The sequence below is a fragment of the Niabella agricola genome, assembly GCF_021538615.1.
Taxonomy (GTDB): domain Bacteria; phylum Bacteroidota; class Bacteroidia; order Chitinophagales; family Chitinophagaceae; genus Niabella; species Niabella agricola.
The window spans coordinates 2,391,259-2,416,940 of record NZ_JAJHIZ010000003.1; the positions used below are offsets into that span (position 1 = coordinate 2,391,259).

Here is a 25,682-nt window from a genome sequence, read left to right on the forward strand (position 1 = left end):
TGCTTTGCATGTGCTTCATCGCATACGGGTGAATGCTTTTAAAAGGTGCTCTATAAAGATACAAAATATTGTTTTTAGAACAGCGGGTGGCACCGGGGCCTTAACCCTCCGGATCTATAAGATTACCAGCATTTTCAAAGTTGATGTAATTACGCTGTCTGCCCGTGGTTCCATATATTAAGAATTAACGATTATCTTTGTATCACCTATTTAAAAATACCAAAAGCCGTAGCTCATTGTCTGAAAAAATATACAATATCATAGAGTTCACCCAACGGAACGTTTTCTTAACCGGGAAAGCCGGCACTGGAAAAACGACCTTCCTGAACCATTTTATACGCACCACGATCAAAAACAGCATGGTGGTAGCTCCAACAGGCATTGCGGCCATCAATGCCGGTGGCGTAACCCTTCATTCGATGTTTGGTTTACCACTGACCACTTTTCTTCCCACCACAGACCCTGTAGACCGGAACGAGGCCATCAATATTCCGCAACTGCTGCCACATTTTAAATACCGCAAGGAGAAACTGGATCTTTTAAGAGCGTTGGAGATCCTGATCATCGATGAAGTATCTATGCTCCGCGCAGATGTGCTGGATATGATCGACCTGGCATTGAAAACAGCAAGACGCTCTGCACTGGCTTTTGGAGGTGTGCAGCTGCTATTGATCGGCGACCTGTACCAGTTGCCGCCGGTAGTAAAGCCCGCCTCGGAAAAACTGCTGTCGGCCTTCTATTCTTCACCCTATTTTTTTGAATCCAAGGCACTTAAAGCCACCCCTTTTGTCACCATCGAGCTGACAACCGTTTTCCGGCAGAGCGATCCGGTTTTTATCTCGTTGCTTAATTCCATTCGCGAAGGCGAAACCCACCGCATTGATTTTCGGCTGTTGAATACCCGGTACCAGCCCGGCTTTGAACCCCAAGACCGCTATGTATACCTGGTTTCTCATAATTATATGGCAGATAGCATTAATAACCGCCAGCTCAATGAACTGACCGGAGCCGGCATCTCCTGCCCTGCCATCATTACGGGCGATTTTAAAGAGCACCTGTATCCCAATGATCCCAACCTGTTGCTCAAACCCAATGCCCAGGTGATGTTTATCCGTAATGATGCATCCGAATCAAAAAAGTATTACAACGGCAGGCTTGCCCGGGTGTTACGGGCAGAGGACGACAAAATTGTTGTGATGCCTGAAGGATCGGAAAGCGAGCTGGCTGTGGAACGGGAAGTATGGGAAAACAAAAAATATTACCTGGATGAGAAGAAGGAGATCCAGGAGGAGGTCATCGGCAGTTACGAACAGTATCCGTTCCGCCTGGCCTGGGCCGTAACCATTCACAAGAGCCAGGGACTTACGTTTGACAAAGTGATCATTGATGCCGGCGCCTCTTTTACCAGCGGCCAGGTATATGTAGCCCTGAGCCGTTGCCGGACGCTGGAGGGCATTGTTTTAAAATCGCCGATCAGGCCTTCCAATATCTTCCGGGATGAACGGATCGCCGGTTTTCATGAGGCCACCGATGCATCCGGGAAAATTGAACGGATTTATGAAACGGAAAAAGATGCTTTCGCCGCCAGCAAGCTGTTGCGTACGCTGAGCTGTGCCCCGTTTTTAACGGTTATGGAACAGTGGATCCAGGCCGCCCGGGAAAAACCGCTGCACGACGAAGAAGCATTTACGCGGTTAACAGAACCCATAAAAGAACGTTGCCGGTTACTGGAAGATACGTTCATCAAATTTGAGGGCTTTGTACAGCGGAAGATGCGGGAACCATCTCCCGATACCTGGAAAATAATTGCTGAAAAAGCTGCGGGAGCCGTCAATTATTTTTTTGACCAGGTGCAGGAGCAGCTCTTTATCCCGTTAAAAGTGTATTACAACAGCACCAGGAAGCAGAAAGGAGTAAAAAACTATATCCGCACGGTGGAGCTATTGATGACCGAACTGGAGGCTTACCTGCAGGGATTGAAAAACGCCAGCTTCCTGGAAAGAGCGCTGCTGGACACAGAAAAAAACATCGAAACTGTTGTAAAAGAAAAGGCCCAACCCTCCCACATTATCAGCTATCACCTCCTTGAGGAAGGAAAAACAGCCGAAGAAATTGCCAGTGCCCGGAATCTTGCAGTTAGTACCATTTACGGACATTTTGCACGGGTAGCCCAGGTAGGTATATTGGATATTCAAAGGCTTTTTTCAGAAGAGCAACTCCAGGTATTTAACAAGGCATTTGAACCTGATAAATGGTCGTCTGTTACAGCCGCCAAAGCTGCGCTTCCCGTTTTTGAATTTCACGAACTACGGGTATTGATCAATCATTTCACTTATTGGGCAGGCAAGGAAAAGCACGCTACCAAAACGCCCTCCTGATCTCAAAGCCCTCCCCCAAATTGGCGGTGTTATTTCGCCGATTAAAATCGTAACTTTAAGAAAACTTCTACCAATGCCTATAAAAACAGGGGCCCTCGTCTCCATCCTGTTGTTGTTTTTTCTTACTGCAGGTGCCCAAAAAAGGCAGATCACAGAATTTACTAAAGGAGGCATTTTATTGGTGAAACTCAACAACGGATTTACCACCGGCTTTGGCGCTCATACACCCGATTTGTATACCGGGGGACTGGCATTGACCCCGCAGGTTACGGTGGTGCCTAACCGGCTGCGACTGGGCGCCAATGGCGGCATTGTTTATAACAACAAGCAGCTTTCCGGCTTATTTGGTCCGGTAGCAGCCTTAAAATTAACAGACCTGCGTACCAATAAACCGATGGCACTGGCCTTTGGGAATCTGCAGCTGCTTGCGGAAGCAAACTGGGGCACCCACCATCAGCGAATGGCCGGCGGGGGTATCGGGCTGGAGTTATTGCAGAAGATCCAGCTGGGCCTTACCACGCAGCGGGACTATCATTTGAACCGTTGGTGGTTTCAGTCCTTTATTGCTTACCAGTTTAATAAAACAAAAAAAATCAAACCGCAGTTTGAATAACAACAATCATGAACAAAGCGCTTATCATCAGCGGCGGCGGCTCTAAAGGCGCCTTTGCAGTAGGTGTTGTAAAAGACCTGGAAACAACCTACCGGCTTAGCTTTGATACAGTAGTGGGAACCAGCACCGGGGCATTGATCGCTCCGCTCGCAGCTCTGAAGCAGCTGAGCACACTGGAAGCCTTGTATACCAGCGTTACAACGGACGACCTCCTGGAAGCTCAAAACCTGGGCGCCAGCATTTGGAACGGCAACTCCCTGTATACGGCCAATGGCCTCGGTGCCAAAGTACGCCAGATTTATACCGATGATTTCTATGATCAGCTTCGGGCGTCTGCTACCAGCGTGTACCTCACGACCACCTGTCTGCAAAGCCAGGAACTGGTGGTGTATACGACCGACCCGTCACCCGCAGCCGGCACCTATTACCGGGTTGAAAAATTAAAAAGTGCCGAGCAGTTCCGCAGAGCTGTGATGGCTTCTGCCAGCCAGCCGGTATTTATGCCACCTGTACGGATCAATAAAGACCTGCCGGGTGCGGTCAACCCCGGATTTCAATACGTAGACGGAGGAACCCGCGAATACGCCGGCATCGGTATTGCGCTGGAAGCCGGCGCTAATGAACTGTTTACCATCCTGCTTTCAGCACGGAACAACACACCTGATCAAACGACTTATAAAGACCTGATGGCAATCCTGTTGCAAACCGTTTCCGTTTTTATCACCGATGTAGCAGATAACGACCTTTTCGCCTCCCGTCAGTTTATTCATTTTATCAACTATATCAGCCAGGTAAAAGCGGCCATGAAGGCAGACGGAATAGCTGAAGCAGCCCTGGACCGCTATTTCGGCAGCACCAATCCCGATTATCAAAGCCTGGTCAACAGATTGCCCATAAAATTACATATCATACAGCCGGATACGGTGCTGGATGGCGGCCCCGGCGGGCTGGTGTTTGATCCGGCCAAAATGCAACAGATGGTTCAGCTAGGCAAAACAGCCCTGCAAAATTATGTAGCCCGTTTAAAGCCGGGAGAAACAGACTGGGCCTAGCCAGGACTGTGCACCCGCCGGCTTGATGCCGCTTACGGCGTATACAAAAATACGCGACCCCGTAATTAAATCAGTTGTAATCCGATCGGCTGATTACAAACTTTTTGATTACAAGTTTCGCGTAAATAAAACCCGGCATCAACCGACCAATGTGGCTGTGGACGTGATCTTCGTATTTAATAATTTGCTGATGGGGCAATTGGCTTCTGCATCTTTGATAGCCGCGTCGAATTGTTCCTGTGCGATGCCCGGTACAGCAGCCTGTACATCCAGATGGCTTTCGGTAACTGCACCATTTTCAAAGGTAACCGTACATTTTGTATCAATATTTGTAGCAGTAAAACCCGCTTCATTCAGCACAAAGCTCAGCTTCATAGTAAAACAGCCGGCATGGGCTGCAGCCACCAGCTCCTCGGGATTGGTACCGGGGTTGCCTTCCTCAAACCGGGTTTTAAAAGAATAGGGCGTATCATTTAACACACCGGATTGCGTTGAAGTTTTACCGGTTCCTTCTTTTCCTGTTCCCTGCCAGTTGGCTGTTGCAAAACGTTTCATGAGTTTTTTTATTTTATGGTTAAGAGAATGTAGGTTCGATGGCTGTCATGGTTTCTTCACGGTCTTCCGGGGCCACATATTCGAGAATAAAATTATTCTTCCCTTCCCCGATCATGATCTTCAGAAAACTTTGCTGCACTAGCTCCAATACAGACAGAAAAAGAAAAATAGCATGCACCCGGGTTTGTGCATGATCAAACAGTTTTTCAAAAGAAAGGGTTTTGGAGCGTTGAGCCTCTTCCATTACCTGGGCGCGGCTGTTTTCCATAGAATAATTATACCGTACCACCGTATGTACCGGCGTATTGACCTTATCCGAATACCGCTGCATGGCCCGTTCAAAAGCCTTCATTAGTTTGAACATAGTGATGGCATGAATCTCCGTGCCTTCCCCGGCTTCTTCGCCGATGGCCGATAACTCCTTTTGAATATTGCCCCGTTTTACCATCAGCATCCGCATCGCTTCCAGTTCGGCCATTTGTGCCGATGCCTCCTTAAAGCGTTTATACTCCAGTATCTTATTAACCAGTTCTTCGCGCGGATCAATCTCGTTGCCCTGGGCGTCCAGCTCCTTACGCGGGATCAGCATTTTTGCTTTGATGCGCATCAGTGTGGATACGAACAAAATAAACTCGCTGGACAGTTCGATGTTCAATGCATCCTGCTCTTTGATGTACGCCAGAAAATCATTGGTGATCTTTGTGATGGGAATGTTGTAAATATCCAGCTCATCCCGCTCAATAAAGAATAAAAGAAGATCAAACGGCCCTTCAAACTGGGAGAGTTTTATCTGATATGTTGCGCTCACTTAAAATTATTGAATCTGTAAAAGAAGACAAATGTAACAAATAAGGTGCTGCCATTAAAAAAACGCCCCGCTTTGACAGGACGTTTTGTGAATAAATTGGGCAGATTTTTATCGTTTTTTTAGTTCGTCGCGGATTTCCATCAGCAATTGATCTGTAGAGGATGGTGCCGGAACTTCAGCAGGAGTTGCTTTCTTCATCTTATTCATAGCTTTTACCATCCAGAAGATCACCAGGGCCAGTAGCAGGAAATTAATGGCAATCGTAATGAAATTACCATAGGCAAAGATTGATGTGTCTGCTATTTTTCGGGCTTCTTCCAGCTTGGTTCCGGGAGGAACATTGCCTTTTAACACCAGGTAAAGACTGCTGAAATCGGGCTTGCCGATAATTGCACCTACTACCGGCATGATAAGATCATCAATGATACTTGTAACAATTTTACCAAAAGCGCCGCCAATGATTACACCTACCGCCAGGTCAATGGCATTGCCTTTTACAGCAAACTCTTTAAATTCTTTAAGCATTCCCATGTGTCTGAATTTTAAGTTTTATAAATAGTGATTCGAATTTCTGAGACGCTTTGGTGCCATCATATCCCTTAAACAGCCATGATTTCTTTTTCTTTGACAGCAAGGTATTTCTCGATAATTGCGATGTATTTATCTGTAAGCTGCTGTGCCGCGGCTTCGGCATCTTTTACACCATCCTCGCTTAGTCCTTCTTTCTGCAGTTTCTTAACGCCCTCAATTACTTCACGGCGCGCGCTTCGTACACCTACTTTAGAATTTTCGCCTTCCGCATAACTCTTTTTTACCAATTCCTTTCTGCGTTCTTCGGTAAGCGGCGGTAAAAACAGGCGGATATTCACCCCGTCGTTCTGCGGGTTGATGCCGATATTAGCCGCGATGATCGCCCGTTCAATGGGCTGCAGCATATTCTTTTCCCAGGGCTGGATATTGATTGTACGTGCATCCAGCACAGTGATGTTTCCAACCTGGTTAATGGGCATTGCAGATCCGTAATAGTCTACATAAATCCCGTCCAGTATTTGCGGGGTGGCCTTTCCGGCCCTTATTTTTGCCAGTTCCGATTCCAGGTGAGTGATGGCTTTTTTCATACCCTCCTCCGATGATTCAATCAGCTTACTTACTTGTTCCTGCATAAAATCAAAAAATTTTAAGATTGCAAATCTAATGAATTGGAACTGAAACTATGGGGTACAGGGCTGAATTGCGGAAATTACTGCCGCCTAATGAACACGGTTCTGAACCTGCTCCTTGGTTTGCAGGTTGATCACCTTAGATTGGGAAGGTGCGCTGAGCCGCTCTTTGTTCGCCTGGTTCACCACATATCTCCGGTGAATAACAAGCTTTCTTTTGGGCAATGTATAGTAAAGGATCGCCAGCGCAATAAAGGAGGTTCCAAACAGAGCCATGATCAGGGCCGTATTACCAAAACCACGACTTAAATAGGTGATAAGAATCAATGAAATATTAGCCATAACACAGATCAGCGTTACGGTCGAATGTCCGAGGCCCCGGTCCAGCAACAGGTGATGCACATGGTTACGGTCGGGCGAAAAAGGCGACCGGCCCCGCAGGATCCGGTTCCCAAAAACACGGATCGTATCTACCAGCGGCACAATCAGTACCGAAACGCCCACTGCTACGGCGGAGGTAATGGGCAGCGCAGCGCCGGGCTCACTGGCTACATGGATAAATTTCAGTACCAGTATGGATACCACCATCCCTACCAGTAAAGATCCGGAGTCTCCCAGAAAGATCTTTGCAGGGTGGTAGTTAAAAATGAGGAATGCCATTAATGCAGCAGAAAGGCCAAAAGAAAAAGCGGCATAGGGATACATTTTTGCCAGCAGGAAATAGGTTCCGAACAGCAAGGTAGCCATCAGGCCCAAACTGCCGGACAATCCGTCAATTCCGTCTATCAGGTTGTAGGCATTGATGATCAAAATGATCGTGAAGTAGGTCAGGGGCACCCCATACATAGGATCCAGGGTTTCTATTCCAAAAACACCATGCATACTTTCAAGGCGCACGCCACCCAGGTGAATGATGATGGCAGCCGCAATAATCTGGGCCACAAACTTCTTTGTGGCAGACAATGCAATGATATCATCTTTCAGGCCTATAAAGAAGGTAAGTGCGGCCGCAGCCAGGAAATAACGCATTTCCGGTGCGCTGGAAAAATTGATGCACAATAGCCCTGCAAAAAGAAAACCGATAAAAACACCCACTCCGCCTAAAGAGGCAATTGCATGTGTGTGGAGTTTACGTTCATCCGGTATATCATACAGTTTCTTCTTGTCAGCAATGAGCATTACAACCGGAATTGCGAGAAACGCGACTATAAAAGCTATTATAGCTGTTACCAGAATTTCTAGCATTAAATAAGGTTTACGAGAGCAAAAGTAAGCTTTATAACCAAGATAGCAATTTTTTGGACGGGATTTAATGATAAAATAAATCCCGCGCGCCCCAGAATTCATTGCTAATGAACAGGAATTATCAAAAAAAAAATGCACTTTTGCTGTTCAAAAAACAAACTATGGCAAGTTTACAGGAAATCGCATCACAGGTTAGACGTGATATTGTACGAATGGTTCACGGTGCAAACAGCGGCCACCCCGGAGGATCGCTTGGATGCGCTGATTTTTTGACCGCCCTGTACTTTAAGGAAATGCAGCACGATCCGGCTTTTCATATGGACGGGATCAATGAAGACCTGTTCTTCCTTTCGAACGGCCATATTTCACCGGTATTCTATTCGGTTTTAGCCCGTTCCGGCTATTTCGATGTAAAGGAGCTGGCTACTTTCCGTAAAATAAACAGCCGCCTGCAGGGACATCCGGCCACGCATGAGCATCTGCCGGGTATCCGTATCGCAAGCGGGTCGCTGGGCCAGGGAATGAGCGTAGCCATCGGTGCCGCCCTGAGCAAAAAAATGAACCAGGACACGCACCTGGTATTCTCCCTCCATGGTGACGGAGAGCTGAATGAAGGTCAGAATTGGGAGGCCATCATGTTTGCGGCAGCGCATAAGGTAGATAACCTGATCGCTACAGTTGACTGGAACGGTCAGCAAATTGACGGGCCTACCGACAAAGTACTGAACATGGGCAACCTGAGCGAAAAGTTCAAAGCGTTTGGCTGGGAGGTGATGGAGATGAATGGCAATGATATGGATGAAGTAGTAGCTACACTGGACAAAGCCCGGGCTGCTACCGGTAAAGGAAAACCGATCGCCATTATGATGCACACCATTATGGGAAAAGGCATCGACTTTATGGAAAACGACCACGGCTGGCATGGTATTGCTCCCAATGATGAGCAACTGGCCAAGGCGCTCGAACAACTGCCGGAAACACTGGGGGATTATTAAGCTTCAGGTTTCACGTTTAAGATTCCAAGTTTGGAACCCGGAGCATCAAGAAGTGCTTAAAATAATATAAGTGGTTACAGTTTAAAAGCCGTAACCACTTTTTTTATGATGCTTATTCTGCTTTTAAGGAGAATTCTTTTCTGGAGGCTTTGCGGGCGGGGGTCCAGGATGCTATAAATGCAATGACCGAAACAGTTACCGCCACCAGCAGGAAATCTCTTATTTTCAGGTCTACCGGGAAATAGTCGATTAGAAAGGAACCGCCCTGCAAGGGTACCAGGTGAAACTGCTGTTGCAGGAGAACCAGTAAAAGAGCCAGCAACATGCCCATCCCACCGCCGATAGCGGCCAGCAAAAATCCTTCACTCAGGAATATTTTCAGAATAAAGCCCTGGTTGGCTCCCAGTGCATTCAATACACTGATGTCTTTTTGTTTTTCCAGTACCAGCATGGTGAGCGCCCCCACCATATTAAAAGCCGCCACTACCAGAATGAGACTTAATATTGCATAAAACACCCATCGTTCCAGGTTCATAATGGAGTAAAGGCTCTGGTTTTGCTGGTAACGGTCCTGCACCTTAAAATTCTTTCCAAATAACCGCTGAATGGCTTGTTGGATCTTGGCTGTTCCCGAGGGATCAGATACCGCAATTTCGATGGCGCTGAACTCATGGGCACTTAGTCCCATTGCCTGCTTCAGAAAATCGATCTGCGTAATGGCGTATTTATTGTCAAAATCCTGTTGAATGACGAAGGTGCCGGCACTCCGTATCGTGTCTGGCGTAATATTGCTGGCAGCATCAAATGCTTCCGATTCACTTTTACGCGGAATGTAAATACTTATGGGCGCTGCTTTTGGAGTAGAGCGGATACCCAGGGAACCTTCAATACCCCCACCCACCACCAGTTGTGGGTGCGCTGCGGTACCGATCTCAAACCGGCCGTTTACCATATGGTTGGTAATGCCATTGATATTTTTAAACCGGTCGTCTACGCCCTTCAGCGAAACCAGTGCCTGGTTATCTCCATTCCGGAGAATCGCTTTTTCTTCAACCACCAGAGAAAAATTGCGCACGCCGCCAATCCCCTGCAGTTGCTGCAGTTGCTTTTCATCCAGCAACAGGTATTTTCCCGATGCCGGCGAAACCCGTATATCCGGATAGAACGAAGAATACAGCGATTTCACCAGCCCTTCAAAACCATTAAACACACTCAATACCAGGATCAGCGCTGCGGTGCCAATCATAATCGCCAGGATACAGATCCACGCGATAATATTAATGACATTGGTCGATTTTTTTGCCCTGAAATAGCGCCAGGCGAATAAAAACTGCAAATTGTATGATTTTAGTGGGTTGGTTTGCCAGCTTCCCAGTTATCAGCAGTCAACTTTTAGCTATCGGCCTTTAGCTATTGACTGACAGCTGAAGTCTGATAGCTCATCGTTTACAGGTCTTCCGGCTTCTGGTTCTGCTTCCGCTCCTCCTCTATTTTCTTAAACAGCTCCTCCATTTTAAACACATGGTCCAGCGTATCATCGGCATAAAATTTCAATACCGGTATATTCCGCAGCTGATGGCGAACGGATGCTGCCAGTTCCTTCTTTATTTCGTGATGGCGTTCTTCAACTTTTTTCAATGCTGCCTCAGCATCGGCTACCTGGAAGAAACTAAGGTAAAAACGAGCTTCCAATAGATCCGGTGTTACTTTCACGCCTGATATGGAAACCATTCCTCCTCCCATCATATTCAGCCCAAGTCGCTGAAAAATACCATTCATTTCTTCATTCAGCAAGGCGGCCACCTGCTTCTGACGTTTACTTTCCTGCATAATCTTCTCTTTCTGTTCCATGTAAAATTAGTTACTTTACAGGTTTTAGTGACCATAACCTTAAGGAATGAAGAAATATTCAAGGGTTTTACATTATTTGCGACCCTACAGAGGCAGCATTCTCCTGTTCTTTTTGTTTACCCTTTTATCCATTATTTTTTCGCTGTTCAGTTTTGCCCTGTTGCAGCCTTTTTTTGATATCATCTTCTACGGTGATAAAAAGCCGGAGCGGGTAACGGAAACCGCGCCCAATATTTTAACCAACCTCAAAGGTTTTCTCATCAGCCTGGTGAACGGAACGCATCTCAATGCGGTACAATTACTGGGAGCCATTTGTGTGGTACTGGTTGTGGCTATTTTTCTGAAAAACCTGTTCCTGTATCTTTCCTCCTATGTATTAAATCCCATTAAGAATAAGATCGTAAACACCTTCCGGGCAGATATTTACGACAAAATATTACAACTGCCGATCGGCTATTTCACTGAACAGCGCAAGGGTGATATTCTCAGCCGGGTCACCAATGATGTCAACGAGGTGGAAGGGTCGGTAATCGGTGTGCTGGAAGGCTGGATCAAGGACCCGCTCAATATTATTTTTACCCTTATTGCCCTGTTCCTGATCAGTCCGGTACTTACGGGGTTCATCCTGCTGTGCATTCCGGTGATCGGTTTTATTCTGGGGCGTATATCCAAGGCATTAAAGCGCCAGTCGAATGAAGCCGCTGTCAAACTGGGCGAGTCCTTGTCGATCCTCGATGAAACGTTGAACGGCCTTCGCGTGATCAAGGCCTTTAATGTAGAAGGGCTTTTAAAAGGGCGGTTCGATACCGTAAACGACCAACTGACAGATGCCAAAAACCGCATCAGCCGCCGGCGGGATATGGCATCTCCCATGTCGGAATTCCTGGGGGTGATGGTATTTGTAGGAATCCTTTGGTTTGGCGGCAGGCTGATCCTTTCCAACAGCATCGACCTGGAGGCCCCGGATTTTTTTGCATACCTGGCTATGTTTTACAATCTTATTAATCCGGTCAAAACGCTTTCCACCTCTTTCAGTAATTTAAACAAAGGTGCGGCGGCTATCCGGCGGATTGAAGAAGTGCTGAATACCCCGGTAACGGTTGACGACAATCCGCATGGAAAAACACTGGAGCATTTTGAGCAGGACATCGAGTTCCGGGACGTTTCCTTCGCTTACAACGATCGCGTAATCCTGCAGGACATTAACCTGACCATCAAAAAAGGGCAAACTGTTGCCCTGGTGGGTTCTTCAGGAGCCGGAAAATCGACCCTGGCCGACCTGGTTCCCCGTTTTCATGATGTAACGTCGGGCGGCGTATTTATCGACGGCATCAATATCCGCGAATACGCACTGCACGCTGTCCGGAACCTGATGAGCATTGTAACCCAGGAGCCCATTTTATTTAATGACACCATTGCAAATAACATTGCGCTGGGGGCTGTCTCCGCTTCGAAGGAAGCGATTATTCAGGCAGCAAAAATTGCCAATGCCCATGATTTCATCCTGCAAAAAGAGCTGCAATATGATACCAATATCGGCGACCGGGGCAGCAAACTGAGCGGTGGCGAACGCCAGCGCCTTACTATTGCCCGCGCACTTTTAAAAAACCCTCCTATCCTCATCCTGGATGAAGCCACTTCTTCCCTGGATACGGAGAGCGAGCGACTGGTACAGGATGCCATCAATAAGATGATGCAAAACCGCACCAGCATTGTAATCGCCCACCGCCTCAGTACCATCCGGAATGCCGATATGATCATTGTGCTACAGAAAGGGCGGATCGTGGAGCGGGGCACCCACAGCAGCCTGATGGAACAGGATGGCTTTTATAAAAAGCTGGTAGATATGCAGGAAGTGAAATGAGAACGGAGCTATCAGCCATCAGGTCTCAGCTTTTTAGCTCTGGCTGATTTCTGATAGCTGATGGCTCAATCCCGGTCACCCTAACAACCCCAGCGTATGCTGAATGCGTTTTACCGTTTCTTCCTTTCCCAGGATCTCCGCAATATCAAATACATGCGGGCCAAATTTTCCACCCACCAGCATGATGCGCAGCGGCAGCATTACCTCACCGGGTTTTAGCTGGTTAGCGGCCGCTATTTCCTTGAAGTTATTTTCGAGTGTTTCGGCGTTCCAGTCGCCGGTCAACTCATAATTCCGGATTACCTCGGTAAAAAACAGTTGCTTGGCAGCATTCCATTTAGGCTGAATGGCTGTAATATCAATGTTTTCGGGCGTTTTAAAGAAATAGGCCGTTTGGTCGTAAAAATCCGTCAACAAGGTAGTACGATCTTTTACCAGTTCCACAATCTTCTGCAACAATGCGTTATCCGGAACAGAAAGCCCTTTTGCTGCCAGTACTTCCTTAACACGCTGCGTTAGATCTTCCGCGGCCAGCTTTTTGATCCATTCATGGTTGTACCACTTTGCTTTTTCATAATCAAATTTCGCTCCGGAACTATGTACCCGGTCAATAGAGAACCTGCTGATCAGCTCATCCATTGAAAACAGTTCCTGCTCCGTGCCATCGTTCCAGCCCAGTACCGCCAGCAGGTTGATGAATGCCTCGGGTAAAAAACCTTTTTCCTTAAACCCTTCGGTGAGCTCCCCGGTTTTCGGATCGGTCCAGTTCATTGCAAAAACGGGGAAACCATATTTGGCGCCATCCCGCTTGCTTAATTTACCGCTTGGGCCCAGGATCAACGGAAAATGCGCCCATTGCGGCATATTCTCCAGGCCAAATAAATATTTCCATAGCAGGATATGTACCGGTGCGCTGGGCAGCCATTCCTCCCCGCGAAATGCATGCGATATCTTCATCAGGTAATCATCCACCACCACGGCCAGGTGATAGGTAGGCATTCCGTCTGCTTTCAGCAATACTTTGTCATCTACCAGTGAGGTATTAAAGCTCACTTCCCCGCGGATCATATCCGTAAAGCCCACTGTTTCGTTCTCCGGCATTTTAATACGGATCACATGCCGCGCATTGTCTTTTAATAACCGGTCGGTTTCTTCCTTTGAGAGTGTCAGCGAGTTCCGCATTTTATCACGCACCCGGTGATCGTATTGCGGAGAAGGGTTTTGTTCTGTTTTGAACGCCTGCCGCATCTGCTCCAGCTCTTCGGGGGTATCAAAGGCATAATAGGCCTGGTCATTTGCGACCAGTTGCTCTGCATAGTTCCGATAGATTCCTTTCCGCTCGCTTTGGCGGTAAGGACCATAATCTCCGCCCTGTTTTACACTTTCATCCGGTTCCAGTCCGGCCCAGGCCAGGCATTGAAAAATATACTCCTCCGCGCCTGGCACAAAGCGGGTTTGATCGGTATCCTCAATCCTTAAGATAAAATCCCCACCATGTTGCCGAGCAAACAGGTAGTTGTATAAAACCGTCCGTACACCTCCGAGATGTAAACCACCGGTAGGTGAAGGTGCAAAACGCACTCTTACTTTTTGATCTGTAGTCATAGGCTGCAAAGGTAATTCAAAGTTCAAAGTTTAAGCAATCTGAAACATTGAACATTAAATCTTAAACGTCACTGTTCCAATCCCCAGTCGAGCCCTTTATCTACGGCCGGAACGCCGTCAGTGATCCAGCGGGGTGGTTTGGCGCCTTTCAGCAGCCAGTCGAAAAATTGCTGTTCTCTTATGGAAATATCCTTCCTGTTTTTGCGTTGCACCAGGTTGTGCTCTTCACCGTTGTAGTTGAGCATCCACACAGGCTTGCCCAGGCGACGCATGCCGGTCAATAATTCGATACCCTGGTACCAGGGAACGGCGCCATCATTGTCATTGGCCATGATCACCAGCGGCGTGGTCACCTTTGGGAGATGAAACAGCGGTGAGTTTTCAATATACAACTCTGGCTTTTCCCAAAGGGTTGCCCCGATACGGCTTTGTGTTTTCTCATACTGGAACTGCCGGTTCACTCCGCCTTTCCAGCGGATACCTCCGTAGGCGCTGGTCATATTGGCTACCGGCGCCCCCGCCCAGGCCGCTGCAAACATCGGCGTCATGGTAATCAGCTGCGCCACCTGTATCCCGCCCCAACTCTGGCCCTGGATGCCCATATGCGCCGCATCTACCCAGGCATGCCGGGTAAGATCTTTTGCCCCGCTAACAATATAGTCATAGGCGCTCTTTGCAGGATGACCAATCGTATATGAAATATCCGGCGCCAGCACCACGTAGCCCCGGCTTACAAAAAAAGAAATATTTAACCGGCTGGGCGTGGGCGCGGGCGGCATATACCGGTACAGATTATCAGAAAGCTTTTCATAAAAATAAAGCAATACCGGGTATTTTTTTGTACTGTCAAAATCCTCGGGCCTGTAAAGAATACCAGTAGCCGGTTTTCCTGAAAAAGTAGTCCAATGGTATAAAGCAGCCGTTCCCCAGTTGTACTGCGATTGCTGCGGATTGATTGCGGAAAGCTTTGTTTCTTTGCCGTTACCAAACACATACAGATCGGGCGATTGCCCGTAACTTTCCCTGGTATAAGCGTACACCGGCGCATGCTTGGCCCGGGTTACCGAATCGTAATAACAGGCTTGCTCCCGGAAAAGTTGCGGCGTAAATAACGTATTGTTGAGCCGGTTATTTTCCAGTATTGTAAAACCAGCCTTTTTGTTCTCATTGTTAAACACGCTCAACAGGTTTTTATTTGACGGCCGGATATAGCGTTCCTCCGGGTCGGTTGAAATACAGCGATAGGTTTGCCGCTTTTGCCTGCCGTCCTTTGTAAGATTTACGGGGGCCTGCTTGCCCAGCGGATCTACCATCCAGATATCATAGCGATTATAAATAAGCACCGAACGGTCGCCTTCCGTCCAGCCGGCTACTCCGTATGGCGAGGGCGCATCCGGTACGTCATTGTCTTCTTCGTACAGCGGAGTTTTAATGGCGGCGGTGATGTTGCGGGTAGCCGTTCCGTCAAAAACAAAATAATGTTGCGCCCGGTTATCGTACCATAATACATATTTTCCAGAAGGGGCCATCCAGGAACCTGCGATCTGCCCGTCAAGGTCCTTTACGACGGGTATAAACTTTCCATCGTTAATGCTGATCCTATATACGTCTTTGGGTGTGCGCCCCGTCCACTGGGAGGCTACACGCCGGCCGGTATCGGTAACAGCCACAAAATAACTGCCATCACTCTCCAATGCTTCATAAACATAAGGAAGAGCCTTCCCGCTCACCTGTGTCATCCGGTTTTGATCAAAATCATAAACGGCCAGGTAACTGCGCTCCTGGTCTTTTTTCTGGTTTTCCAGCTGGTAGGGTTGCAGGTAATCATCCCTGTAATTCCATATATCAATGTTTACCTTGTCGATATCCGCCAGGGTTGTGTCCCTGGATGGCCTGATGGGCGCTGTACCAAACAATAACCGGTTGCCGGATTTATTGAAACTTACTTTACCATATTCGCTTACCGTACTGCCCCGGGGAAGGTTTTTGGTAAGTGTATCCACCAGCATGGCCGCACTGTCCATTCCCTGCCGGTAATGCCAGAGCTTATAAAATTTTTGGAGGGCTCTGGGCCGGGCATCTCTTTCTGCAGTAAAGGCCGCCCGGGTTCCGTCGTCGGAAAGCGCCAGGTTCTTAAAATCATTGCCGCCCCGGAGCAGGGTATCGGTCCTGTTTGCTGCTAAGTGATAAAGAACTACCCGCGCCGAGCGAACGGTGTCTTTTAAGTCCAGGGTTTGACAAATCAGTAACCGGCTGCCTTTTTTATTAAACACATAGTCGCTGACATTGGTAAAATAGCGTTGCTCGCCGGTAGCCGTGTTTATCAACAGGAGCCGGTTATTTTTCCCGTAATCGGTTACGCTGTCTTTGTCCGCTTCTCCTTTGGGGGGTTTAATGGTGTTGATCACATGTTGCAGGGAATCGATCACCTGCTGCAGGCTGTCCTTGCTTTTATCCGACTGGTACGATGGTTTTCCTTTAGGTTCGTTTTTTAGAAGACCGGCCACCCATTCGTTTTGATCGGCGGGGCCTTTATAAGAGATGAGACCGGGAAATTTAAGAATCCGGTCTTCACCCAATGTGATAATAGCAAAGGAATCCCGGGGCATATCTGCGGGTTTTTTCTTTTTGATCTTTGCCTGCCGTATTTCACTGAACGTTGGTTTGATCCTGAAGACCACGGCCCGGTTATCGCCCGTGATCCGGGCGTCATACCCTCTCGGAATGGTCTTTTTATAAGGCCGATCCGTAGCCTGAATCACCAGTTCATCGTCGCCTTCCTGTACATTTATGTTGTACACGATCCATTTACCGTTGTTGCTCAGCACCGTTTTACCCACGGCCTGCCAGCGGTCATACACCGTATGATCCAGCGGTTTTTTTTGAGCAATTGCCATAAAACATCCCAACCCTGTAAGGGCCGTTAAGATCAATTTCTTCATCCAGCCAATTTTTTGGCTAAAGTATTACTATTTGTCAAAAAAGGGATGCCTGCAATTTTACCCGCGGCATACACTAATCACCATTAAAAAAGATCGCTGTATGTTTTAACCCGGGTAAACTCCGGGGTTGAATATACGGTCCATAACTTTTTATACATGTGGAAACTAAACCGGCATCAACGTGATAATAATAACGTTAATGCCGGTTTTATAAGAAGATACATACTGCGTTTACTACGGCTGCGCTAGCAGATGCTCGGGAACCGCTGTGACTTTTACCGGTCCCAGCAAACCGGAAACCCGTAATAGTTTTTCCGATCCCTCTTTCTCAAATTTCACTACGTTGGTACGGGTTCTTCGTTTCCCTTCGGGTAATTTACTGTCGCCGATCAGCCGGTTTGCCCAAAGGTTTACGACTGCGATACGAATATCGTTGCGGCCCTCTTTTACCAGTGTGGTAATGTCGGCGCGGTAGGGGAAGCACCACCGGGCTTCCAGCGATTTCCCGTTTATAGTAATCGTAGCAAGATCCTGAACATTACCAAGATCCAGAAACAGCCGGTTGGATTTTAATGCAGTTGCAGGCAAATCAACAGTTGTGATATAGGATCCCTTACCGGAGTAGAATTTTGCATCGGGGTCTTCCAGTTCGGTCCAGGATTTTAATGTATCCAGCATCATTGGTTTCGCAGGTCCCCAGGCGGGGTCAAACTGCAACGTCCAGGATTTGGTGATCTCATACTCCATAATGTTTTTTTGAGGACGCAGCGTCGTTGTTTTTCCGTTGGACCAGGTAAAGGTATAGGCGCCCGCTTCATAAAAATTTGCAAGGACCTGGCCATTGTCCCGGCGGATCTCTACCGGCGGTTGTTCTTTTGCCTTCCTTGCATTAGCAGGAAAAATGGTTTGCCCGTTTAGTGTGATGCCGGTAATATGCACATCTGGCAGATCCGGTTTCTTAAATACAATAAATTTGGATCCTCCCGGCTCAAAATGAAGCGGTATGATGATGCGATCCTTTTCCTGCCGGTATATCACGATATCCGTCACTGCTCCTGTTAAAGGATCCCATAACTGTGGTATTTTACCGGTAACCCGGAAGCTGGCCTCGATCTGTTCATACCGGTCGGGCTCTTCCGGCAGATAACGGTATTCAAAATCATTGAACCTCCGGTGTTCAAATCGGTTCGATAAAAAATATATATCGGCATTTTCCAGGCGACGATGGATATAATCGAAAGAAGCCTGCGGATCCACCGCCGTAAAGCTGAAGTCAGGATCTATATTCATAGACGCCAGCACTTCGTTGATATCTCTTCCCCAAATCACCTTACCCTTTCCATATCGATGCTCGGTTACCGACCGGCCATCGATATTTCCCCATAAACGGCCGGCGATGCGTACCAGCTCCTGGTCGCTCTGCGGGTACTGCGTTAAACCGGTAGCCGCCCTGGGACGGGGCGCATACACCGTAATACCCTCTTTTACGAGCTGTTCCACTTTTTTTAACACGTCCAGACTGATGGATTGCTCCGGCGGCAGCACCAACAACCGGTATTGCATCCCATCCGGCAATTGTATGTTGCCGTTCCTGGCCGAAAGCCGCTTCAGCACTACGTCACGGGAGCACTTATCCCAATCGTATCCAAACCGGAGCTGCGGAAATTCGTCTTTCAAAAAAACAAAATTGGGCACATCATCCCCATAGTAGTACAATACATCCGCCACAAAGAGACCTTGCTGTAAGAGATAGCTGGCACGGTTCAGATAATTAACAAAGGCCCCCGCCTCCTGCCACCAGGTAACATTGGGGTTCATATGGGTTCCGGCAAAATATTCATTACCCGGCAGACCATATTCCTTTGGCGAAGAGGTAAAGGTATGCCATACGATGCGGTTCACACCGGAGCAGAAGATCCGGTCGATATTACTTTTGAGATCCTTGGGTGCCCGTTCCCACTGCGGCCCGATGCTGGTAGGACCTTCGGCAGCTACAAAGCGTTTGCCATTGGTATGCGCCACGCAGGCACTTTGTTTTACAATCAGCCGTGCAGCATCTGAAACCCGGTGCGTATTCGACATGGCCCAAAACTCACCCTGCGGAAAATCGTTGATGGCCATTACCTGCAGCGCATCGATGGGGGCGGAATGCGGGCCGCCGGATTCCGGATGCATGCCCATGCCGTTCGCATGCGCCGTGTTATAAAATAAACGATAGTGATTGTCCAGGATACAATCGCCCACAGTTTTCCGGAAATCGTATAAAAACCGGTTGGTCAGCTCCTGGTCTTCCACCAGGTATCCTGCCAGCACCGGCATAAACCGCCGGATATCATATCCCCTGCGCTTGCGGAACTCGGCCGGAAAATCCTGCGTCCAGTTGATCACGCCCATTTCCCAGCTATCCGTTTGCAGGTAGCGTACGCTGTTGCCTGCCGACTTTGCGGTTTGGATCAGCGGCGTAATCACAGAACGGTTGAACAAATTGAAGGCCGCCGGGCTCATATGATCCAGCGATAGCCCGTTCCAGCCGTCGCTGGTGGTGGAAGTTACCACCCCGGTATTGGTCCAGCCATAACGGATGATGATCCATTCGCCCGGAGGAGCATTCCAGTTCAGACGCTTTCCATCAAAACGGCTGGTAAGATCAATAATCGTATGTTGTTGCAAAGGCGTTGTTCCGGAAACGGTATCAAAACCTGTGCGAAACTTATACAGCGGGTAAATACCGGCACCGCCCATGGAGCGGTTAAAACTTTTGAGCGACCAGTCGGAGATCGCCGAATCCTTTAAAAGAACCGTTCCGGAAGGTTTGCGCACCGCCTGGATCAGTACATCCTGGTACATTAATTTCACAGGCGGTTGCGGCAGCGCCAGCGAAAGCTTTCTGCCCCCGCTGATGAGCGTGTCTGCAGCAACTAACTTTTTGAGCGCATATTCCGGCGTCACAAAGGGCCCGCCGGGGTTCCAGCCGCTTTGAATGTTCACGCTCAGTTCAATTCCGAGCCGGTCTGCTTCTTTTACGGCATGCTTATATAGTTCCATCCATTGCGGACTCATGAAAACGGGACCGGCCGCAGTTTTCCGTGCTTCATTATAGCTGGAACTGCCGGCGTCCACCAGCGAAGCTCCGCCATATCCCTTTTTCTTCATTTCCTCCAGGTCCCTGGTGATGGATTCTTTGGTGGCCATACTGTTAAGCCACCACCAGTAACAGCGTAGTTTTGACGCTGGAGGCGGTGTAACAAACTCTTTCCTGATCTGATCAACCGATCCGTTTTTGCTGGTGTGCAAATCATAACCACCCGGCTGTCCGCTAAGAAACTGCGTTCCGGCAATCAAACAAATACTTAGAAAAACGATGCTGCGTATCATTTGCTAAAGATATTTTATAGAATGGTACTAATGTTTATTTATTTATCCAATCAGGGTTCTGTGCAATGACCGCATCTTTATTGGTTTCAATTACTTTTTGCGGAATGGGCCAAAGGTTAAAATTAAAGGTCAGCGTTGCCTGCGCTTCCGGCCAGTACGCATATTTTTTGATCCGGTCTACAGCAATGGTCTTGCCCATTCTCAATAAGGTGTTCCACCGGCACTCTTCATAGATCAGTTCCCGCGCCCGTTCGTCCAGTATTAAATTGAAGTTGTCGTCCATATCTGCCGCCGTGACTTTATAGCTGCACTGCGCCCGGTTCCGGAGCAGGTTAATATCACCGGCAGCGCCGGCTTTATCCCCGGCCCGCTGTTTGGCCTCAGCCCGCAGCAGGATGGTTTCCGGTAGCCGGATAATGTACTCATCCCGAAAGAGGTTACTCATGTTTTCACCATCGGCAATGCCCGTATACTTATCAGTCGCAATCTTACAGGAAATGGGATAGCAAAGGCTCCGGTTATTGATATTAGTGGTATTATCGGCACTGCCGTTGTATAGTACCGTCCATGGAACATCTTTCCTGTAATAGGAGGATGCAACCACATTACTTTTAAACCGGCGACGGAAAGCCGCATCGCTGTTGCGCATATCATCATTCCATTTGGAGCTGAATATTTCTTCCCTTGTATAAAATGTGGGCATCATTTGTGAAATGCCGCGACCGCCAACGTCTTCGTTGGTTCCGGTTAAATTTCCGGAGGATCCGTCTCTGAATACAGGCCCGTAAGTTCGCGAATAGGGCAGCTTCGATTCTCCGTCTGCCGTACGGTAAGCCGCGTAATCGACCTGGGCTGCCCAGATGCACTCTTTATTGCCGTCCTGGTAATTAACATTTCCGTCCTGGAAGAGATCCCAAAAAACATTGGTTGCCTGCTGAATAGTGTCTATAATATTGGCTGCACCGGAAACGCCGCCTTTGTACACCGGAATACTGATGGTTACTTCGCCCGCCCGTTTGCCAAACCTGCTTTGCATCAGGGAATAAACCCCTCCGTCTATTACATCATTACCGTACTGGATGGATTTGTCGTAGGCCGTTTTGGCTTCTGCCGTTTTTGATGTGGCGTCCAGTTCAATGCCCTTTGCCAGGTAAAGCTCACAGAGATTGTGCTGGGCCGCACCTTTTACCACGCGGCCTCCTGCCACCGTTGTAATGGGCAGATCATTTAATATGGCTTCCATTTCCGCGATGGCAAAATCGTAGGTTTCAAGCCTAGTAGAACGGGTGAAATCATATTTGGGCACTGTTGAGATCTCCGTAACAATCGGCACTCCACCAAATGTTTCGCCCAGGTTCCGGTATGCAAAGGCCCGGAAAAAGCGTGCCTGCGCCAGGGCATATTTTTTTTCATCATCCGTATTCCACTTCACCTGCGGCAGGTTGGCTGCATAAATAGCCAGATTGGCTTTGCTGATCAGATCGTACCAAAAACTATATATATTATAAAAATTGGCATTGTCCGGGTTGATGTTCGCATAGTTATTAAAGGTACTGCCTCTCCGGATACTGGGCACATCAAATTCGTCTGTTCCGTTGCCCTTAAAAATAAACATCCAGGCCTGTTCATTGGGATTGGTCCAGGCCTCCCGGATATTTGAGTAAATGCCAATCAGCACCTGGTCTACCTGTGCTGAAGTTGAAAAGGCATTATCCACCGTATAGAAGGTTTCCGGTTTTTCCCGGAGAAAATCCTTATCCGACTTACAGGCATGCCATAAAAAACAAATCATTAATCCTGTTAAAATATGTATGAACCGTTTCATGGTAATCAGTTTAAATGAATTTAAAATCTTGCAAAGAAGCCAAAAGAATAGGTTGCGGGCACCGGAATAACATTATCCCTTACGGTGTTCCCCAGTTCCGGATCTCCTCCATCCCAGCGGGTGAAGGTTACCATATTTTTTCCTGAGAGGAATAACCGCAAATTAGACAAATGCAGGCGTTGCATCCAGGGCTGGCGAAAGGTGTATGAAAGTACTACATCCTGCAGCCGGACAAAACTTCTTGACTGTAGTCCCAAAAATCTTGAATCGGCGGAATAGGTGGCTGATGGATAAACGTTGCTGACATTTTCCGGTGTCCAGTAAGGAACATATATGGAGTTATCATTAAACCGGTTCGACCTTGACAGATAAGCCCCCGTATTGCGATTGAGATAAAAACCGTTTCCTCCGAAGATACCGGAAACCTGGGCATACAATTCGAAGTTCCTGTAAGATACCGTATTGCTCATGCTCATCCTGAAGTTTTCTTTGGTATACCCCAGAATCTTCCGGTCGTTCACCGATATGCCCGGCACACCGTCGATATCATTGTATTTTGGATCGCCGGCTGCAGCACCGTTCAGGGCGATATAGTCTTTGTCGGCCACCTGAACAATCCCGATTTGCTCGTATCCATAAATGGCCCCAAGCGATTTTCCGATAAACAGGCCGTTGGCGATATCATCATCTTCTTTTCCGTCTCCGTTCCGGTCGGTACCATAAAGACGTACCAACTTATTCCGGTTGATCCAGTAGTTTAACGTTGTAGACCAGTTAAAGTCGCTTCGTTGGATATTTACAGTTGTTACTGAAAGTTCCAGTCCTTTATTGGCCACTTCGCCCATGGAAGCATTAATGGATTTAAAGCCGGTCATGATGGGAATTTCCCGAACGAACAGCTGATCCGTAGTTTTGGATGTATACAGGTTCAGGTCAAAAAGAATTCTTCTTTGCAACAGCGCTGCTTCAATACCCAGGTTCCAGGCAGCGGTGGTTTCCCAACCCAGGTCATTATTACCCAATGTTGATTGCGCCAGTCCATACAGGATATTGCTACCGGTATTGGAAAATTCATACCGGTATCCTCCGGAAAGACCGTTAACCACCTTGGCCAGTGTTCCATACGGACTGATCCCCTGGTTCCCGTTTTGCCCCCAGGAAAGTTTCAATTTAAGATCATTGAGCAGGGAAATATTTTTCATGAATTCCTCACCCGAAATACGCCAGGCAAGGCCTACGGCACCAAAATCGCCCCATTTGGTATTCGACCCAAAAACCGATGCCCCGTCTCTTCTGAAAGAGGCGTTCAGCATATATTTATTGGCGTACTCATAGTTCAGGCGGGCAAGGTAGCCAATGTTTGCCCGCTGGGTTACGTTCAGGGTATTTTGCTGCACCGTTGCTTTAGACAGCCCCCATATGCCCAATAAAGAATTGCCATTTGCAGCGAAATCGGAGCCAATAATGTTGGCACTGTCATTTCTTGTAAAGTCCCTCGTGGCCACCGCCGTTAAATCAATGGAATGTTGACCAAACCGGTTCTTATAATTCAGGATATTATCTATCACATAGTTGAAGTTCGTCGTATGCTGCAGGTTGCCGTTGGCTTTAGAAAGCAGTGCATTTAAGGCTGTGGTGCTGTATCGTTGTATGCCTTCACCCTCTGCTATATAATAATTTTCATAATAAAAAGCGCCGGATTCATTTTTATCCAGGTTTGCAGCATAGTTCAACCGGTAGCTCAGCCCTTTTACCCAGGGTACCGAAACCACGGCGTAGGTATTTAGCCGGAAATTATGCCTCCGGTCCAGGTTGTCGATGGTACCATCCTGTACGCCCCATAACGGGTTTATTGCCGATTGGGTATATGGATATTTTTCCAGGTGGTGCTGATCATCGCGGTACATAACACCATAAGGCGACATCTGTTCTGCAGACAGTACATTTGCAGATACTCCTGAATAATCCAATACATTATATGCGCCGTCCAGGCCCAGTTCCAGCCATTTGGTAACCTTCGCATTTACTTTACTTAAAACGGATATGCGGTCGTACCGGTCGCCGATCACAATACCTTTATTATTGTTGTAGGAGGACGACAAGTAATAATTTACGTTTTCGGAAGCACCAGAAACGGCTGCCTGGTAGTTTTCAAACGTACCGGTTCGGGTAATAGCGTCCAGCCAGTTGGTTTCCCTGCCGTTGTTGTAATTATCCAATTCCCCGGTCTTCATCCAGTTGGTAGACCCCGGCGTGTAATTGTTTCGTGCGTTTACAGATTCGATCCATTGTGCACCATTCATCATAACCGGCCTGTTTTGCCAGTACTGTACACCATAGGAAGCATTCAGGTTAATAGAAGGTTTACCCCTTTTGCCTTTTTTGGTGGTGATCGCAATTACCCCGTTAGCTGATCTCGATCCATACACAGAGGCTGAAACCGCATCCTTCAGCACATCTACAGAGGCAATATCATTGGGGTTAATATCATTGAGGCTGCCCAGGAAAATAACCCCGTCCAGCACGATCAGCGGGTTGGTATCTCCGTTTATGGAATTCTGTCCTCTTATAAGCATGGATGGCTGACCGCCCGCAGCATTTGCCACGCCTATGTTTAAACCGGAAACATTCCCTTTCAATACATCCAGTGGGCTTGAATTGGGCAGCATGCCCACCGGCCCGTCTTCTACTTTTATGGAGGTTACCGCACCTGTAAAATCTTTACGTTTTGCCGTGCCGTAGCCGATTACCACCACCTCATCCAGCTGCGCGGTTTCTGCAGACAAGGTTATGGTTACGGCCGCCTGGTTACCCACCGGTATTTCCTGCGTTTTGAACCCGATATTTGAGATGATTAATACGTCATTCCGGCCGCTTACACCAATGGTGAATGCACCTTTTGAGTCGGTGGCAGTTCCTTTCCCCGAATTCCGGACCGTAACAGTGGCTCCGGCAACAGGGTTGCCGGCATCGGACTGTACCATCCCCGAAAGCATTCTCACCGCCGTTGCCGGCGCTACATCCCGCTCTTTTCCCTTTTCGGGAACCGATTGTTTTTCGGGTGAAATTTCACCGAGCCGCTCTTTTGGCACAATGGTATAATAATTCTTTTTTACATACAGAAACACCAGGTTATTGGGATATAATATGCCCTTCAATACTTCCTCTACCGGTTTTGATCTTACCTGATCGAGGGCATAAGTAGTGGTTTTACCTTTTAACAGGTCCGGATCGTACACGAACTGTGTACCGTAGATTTTTTTAACCTGGGTTAAAGCTTCCTCAATGGAAACCTTTTTGCCTCCAAGCTGCGCCATTACAGCCGGGCAGTAGTACATACACCCCAGCAGGCACAGGGATGCAATCAGTAACAAGCGTTTTTTTAACATATGGACATTTATTATAAGTGAAAAA

General features: G+C 47.9%; 17 protein-coding genes. 5 read left to right on the plus strand and 12 right to left on the minus strand.

Translation table 11 applies throughout. The annotated features are described in order from the left end of the window. The first annotated feature begins 236 nt into the window (after positions 1 to 236). From LL912_RS15425 to LL912_RS15435, 3 genes are all read left to right on the plus strand, one after another. Complete coding sequence (locus LL912_RS15425) at positions 237 to 2,378, plus strand: helix-turn-helix domain-containing protein (RefSeq protein WP_235554473.1); 2,142 nt, start codon at positions 237 to 239, stop codon at positions 2,376 to 2,378. A gap of 73 nt (positions 2,379 to 2,451) precedes the next feature. Further along, on the plus strand, positions 2,452 to 2,991 hold the full coding sequence (locus LL912_RS15430) for a hypothetical protein (protein WP_235554474.1): 540 nt from the start codon (positions 2,452 to 2,454) through the stop codon (positions 2,989 to 2,991). A gap of 8 nt (positions 2,992 to 2,999) precedes the next feature. Continuing rightward, positions 3,000 to 4,043 (plus strand): patatin-like phospholipase family protein, encoded by a 1,044-nt coding sequence (locus LL912_RS15435; RefSeq protein WP_235554475.1) that lies wholly within the window; start codon positions 3,000 to 3,002, stop codon positions 4,041 to 4,043. A gap of 138 nt (positions 4,044 to 4,181) precedes the next feature. On the opposite strand, the gene LL912_RS15440 is transcribed toward LL912_RS15435, so the two are convergent. The 5 genes from LL912_RS15440 to LL912_RS15460 all read right to left on the minus strand — a co-directional run bounded on the left by LL912_RS15440 (position 4,182) and on the right by LL912_RS15460 (position 7,811). Next, entirely contained in the window at positions 4,182 to 4,598 is a 417-nt protein-coding gene (locus LL912_RS15440; RefSeq protein ID WP_235554476.1) for an OsmC family protein, read from the minus strand. A 19-nt stretch (positions 4,599 to 4,617) separates the two neighbouring features. Then, positions 4,618 to 5,406: a segregation and condensation protein A gene (locus LL912_RS15445; protein ID WP_235554477.1), complete on the minus strand. Its 789-nt coding sequence runs from the start codon at positions 5,404 to 5,406 to the stop codon at positions 4,618 to 4,620. Positions 5,407 to 5,514: 108 nt separating this feature from the next. After that, positions 5,515 to 5,937: a large conductance mechanosensitive channel protein MscL gene (mscL, locus tag LL912_RS15450; protein ID WP_235554478.1), complete on the minus strand. Its 423-nt coding sequence runs from the start codon at positions 5,935 to 5,937 to the stop codon at positions 5,515 to 5,517. Between the two features lie 68 nt (positions 5,938 to 6,005). After that, positions 6,006 to 6,569, minus strand: coding sequence for a ribosome recycling factor (gene frr / locus LL912_RS15455; RefSeq protein ID WP_235554479.1), 564 nt, complete (start codon positions 6,567 to 6,569; stop codon positions 6,006 to 6,008). A gap of 87 nt (positions 6,570 to 6,656) precedes the next feature. Next, entirely contained in the window at positions 6,657 to 7,811 is a 1,155-nt protein-coding gene (locus tag LL912_RS15460) for a glycosyltransferase family 4 protein (RefSeq protein WP_235554480.1), read from the minus strand. A gap of 161 nt (positions 7,812 to 7,972) precedes the next feature. Here LL912_RS15460 and LL912_RS15465 point away from each other — a divergent pair, with 161 nt between their 5' ends. Then, positions 7,973 to 8,806 carry a transketolase gene (locus tag LL912_RS15465; RefSeq protein ID WP_235554481.1) on the plus strand — a complete coding sequence of 278 codons (834 nt, stop codon included), beginning with the start codon at positions 7,973 to 7,975 and terminating at the stop codon, positions 8,804 to 8,806. Between the two features lie 112 nt (positions 8,807 to 8,918). On the opposite strand, the gene LL912_RS15470 is transcribed toward LL912_RS15465, so the two are convergent. Beyond that, the gene (locus LL912_RS15470; RefSeq protein WP_235554482.1) at positions 8,919 to 10,142 is read right to left on the minus strand and encodes an FtsX-like permease family protein; all 1,224 of its coding nucleotides are present in this window, start codon (positions 10,140 to 10,142) and stop codon (positions 8,919 to 8,921) included. A 110-nt stretch (positions 10,143 to 10,252) separates the two neighbouring features. After that, the gene (locus LL912_RS15475; RefSeq protein WP_235554483.1) at positions 10,253 to 10,657 is read right to left on the minus strand and encodes a ribosome-binding factor A; all 405 of its coding nucleotides are present in this window, start codon (positions 10,655 to 10,657) and stop codon (positions 10,253 to 10,255) included. Positions 10,658 to 10,703: 46 nt separating this feature from the next. On the opposite strand from LL912_RS15475, the gene LL912_RS15480 reads away from it, so the two are divergent. Then, positions 10,704 to 12,521: an ABC transporter ATP-binding protein gene (locus LL912_RS15480; protein ID WP_235554484.1), complete on the plus strand. Its 1,818-nt coding sequence runs from the start codon at positions 10,704 to 10,706 to the stop codon at positions 12,519 to 12,521. 75 nt (positions 12,522 to 12,596) lie between these two features. Here the strand turns inward: LL912_RS15480 and gltX are convergent, their stop codons facing one another. The 5 genes from gltX to LL912_RS15505 all read right to left on the minus strand — a co-directional run bounded on the left by gltX (position 12,597) and on the right by LL912_RS15505 (position 25,657). Then, positions 12,597 to 14,126, minus strand: coding sequence for a glutamate--tRNA ligase (gltX, locus tag LL912_RS15485; protein WP_235554485.1), 1,530 nt, complete (start codon positions 14,124 to 14,126; stop codon positions 12,597 to 12,599). Between the two features lie 68 nt (positions 14,127 to 14,194). After that, positions 14,195 to 17,068, minus strand: a complete 2,874-nt coding sequence (locus LL912_RS15490; RefSeq protein ID WP_235554486.1) for a S9 family peptidase — start codon at positions 17,066 to 17,068, stop codon at positions 14,195 to 14,197. 234 nt (positions 17,069 to 17,302) lie between these two features. Next, positions 17,303 to 20,443 (minus strand): glycosyl hydrolase, encoded by a 3,141-nt coding sequence (locus LL912_RS15495; protein ID WP_235554487.1) that lies wholly within the window; start codon positions 20,441 to 20,443, stop codon positions 17,303 to 17,305. A gap of 34 nt (positions 20,444 to 20,477) precedes the next feature. Next, complete coding sequence (locus LL912_RS15500) at positions 20,478 to 22,268, minus strand: RagB/SusD family nutrient uptake outer membrane protein (RefSeq protein WP_235554488.1); 1,791 nt, start codon at positions 22,266 to 22,268, stop codon at positions 20,478 to 20,480. A 20-nt stretch (positions 22,269 to 22,288) separates the two neighbouring features. Continuing rightward, positions 22,289 to 25,657: a SusC/RagA family TonB-linked outer membrane protein gene (locus tag LL912_RS15505; RefSeq protein ID WP_235554489.1), complete on the minus strand. Its 3,369-nt coding sequence runs from the start codon at positions 25,655 to 25,657 to the stop codon at positions 22,289 to 22,291. Between the last annotated feature and the right edge of the window lie 25 nt (positions 25,658 to 25,682).

Bases quoted from the DNA above. Each gene is read 5' to 3' on its own strand.
- LL912_RS15430 (WP_235554474.1), top strand. From the start codon at position 2,452: ATGCCTATAAAAACAGGGGCCCTCGTCTCCATCCTGTTGTTGTTTTTT.
- LL912_RS15435 (WP_235554475.1), top strand. From the start codon at position 3,000: ATGAACAAAGCGCTTATCATCAGCGGCGGCGGCTCTAAAGGCGCCTTT.
- LL912_RS15440 (WP_235554476.1), bottom strand. From the start codon at position 4,598: ATGAAACGTTTTGCAACAGCCAACTGGCAGGGAACAGGAAAAGAAGGA.
- mscL (WP_235554478.1), bottom strand. From the start codon at position 5,937: ATGGGAATGCTTAAAGAATTTAAAGAGTTTGCTGTAAAAGGCAATGCC.
- frr (WP_235554479.1), bottom strand. From the start codon at position 6,569: ATGCAGGAACAAGTAAGTAAGCTGATTGAATCATCGGAGGAGGGTATG.
- LL912_RS15460 (WP_235554480.1), bottom strand. From the start codon at position 7,811: ATGCTAGAAATTCTGGTAACAGCTATAATAGCTTTTATAGTCGCGTTT.
- LL912_RS15465 (WP_235554481.1), top strand. From the start codon at position 7,973: ATGGCAAGTTTACAGGAAATCGCATCACAGGTTAGACGTGATATTGTA.
- LL912_RS15475 (WP_235554483.1), bottom strand. From the start codon at position 10,657: ATGGAACAGAAAGAGAAGATTATGCAGGAAAGTAAACGTCAGAAGCAG.
- LL912_RS15480 (WP_235554484.1), top strand. From the start codon at position 10,704: ATGAAGAAATATTCAAGGGTTTTACATTATTTGCGACCCTACAGAGGC.
- gltX (WP_235554485.1), bottom strand. From the start codon at position 14,126: ATGACTACAGATCAAAAAGTAAGAGTGCGTTTTGCACCTTCACCTACC.
- LL912_RS15490 (WP_235554486.1), bottom strand. From the start codon at position 17,068: ATGAAGAAATTGATCTTAACGGCCCTTACAGGGTTGGGATGTTTTATG.
- LL912_RS15495 (WP_235554487.1), bottom strand. From the start codon at position 20,443: ATGATACGCAGCATCGTTTTTCTAAGTATTTGTTTGATTGCCGGAACG.
- LL912_RS15500 (WP_235554488.1), bottom strand. From the start codon at position 22,268: ATGAAACGGTTCATACATATTTTAACAGGATTAATGATTTGTTTTTTA.
- LL912_RS15505 (WP_235554489.1), bottom strand. From the start codon at position 25,657: ATGTTAAAAAAACGCTTGTTACTGATTGCATCCCTGTGCCTGCTGGGG.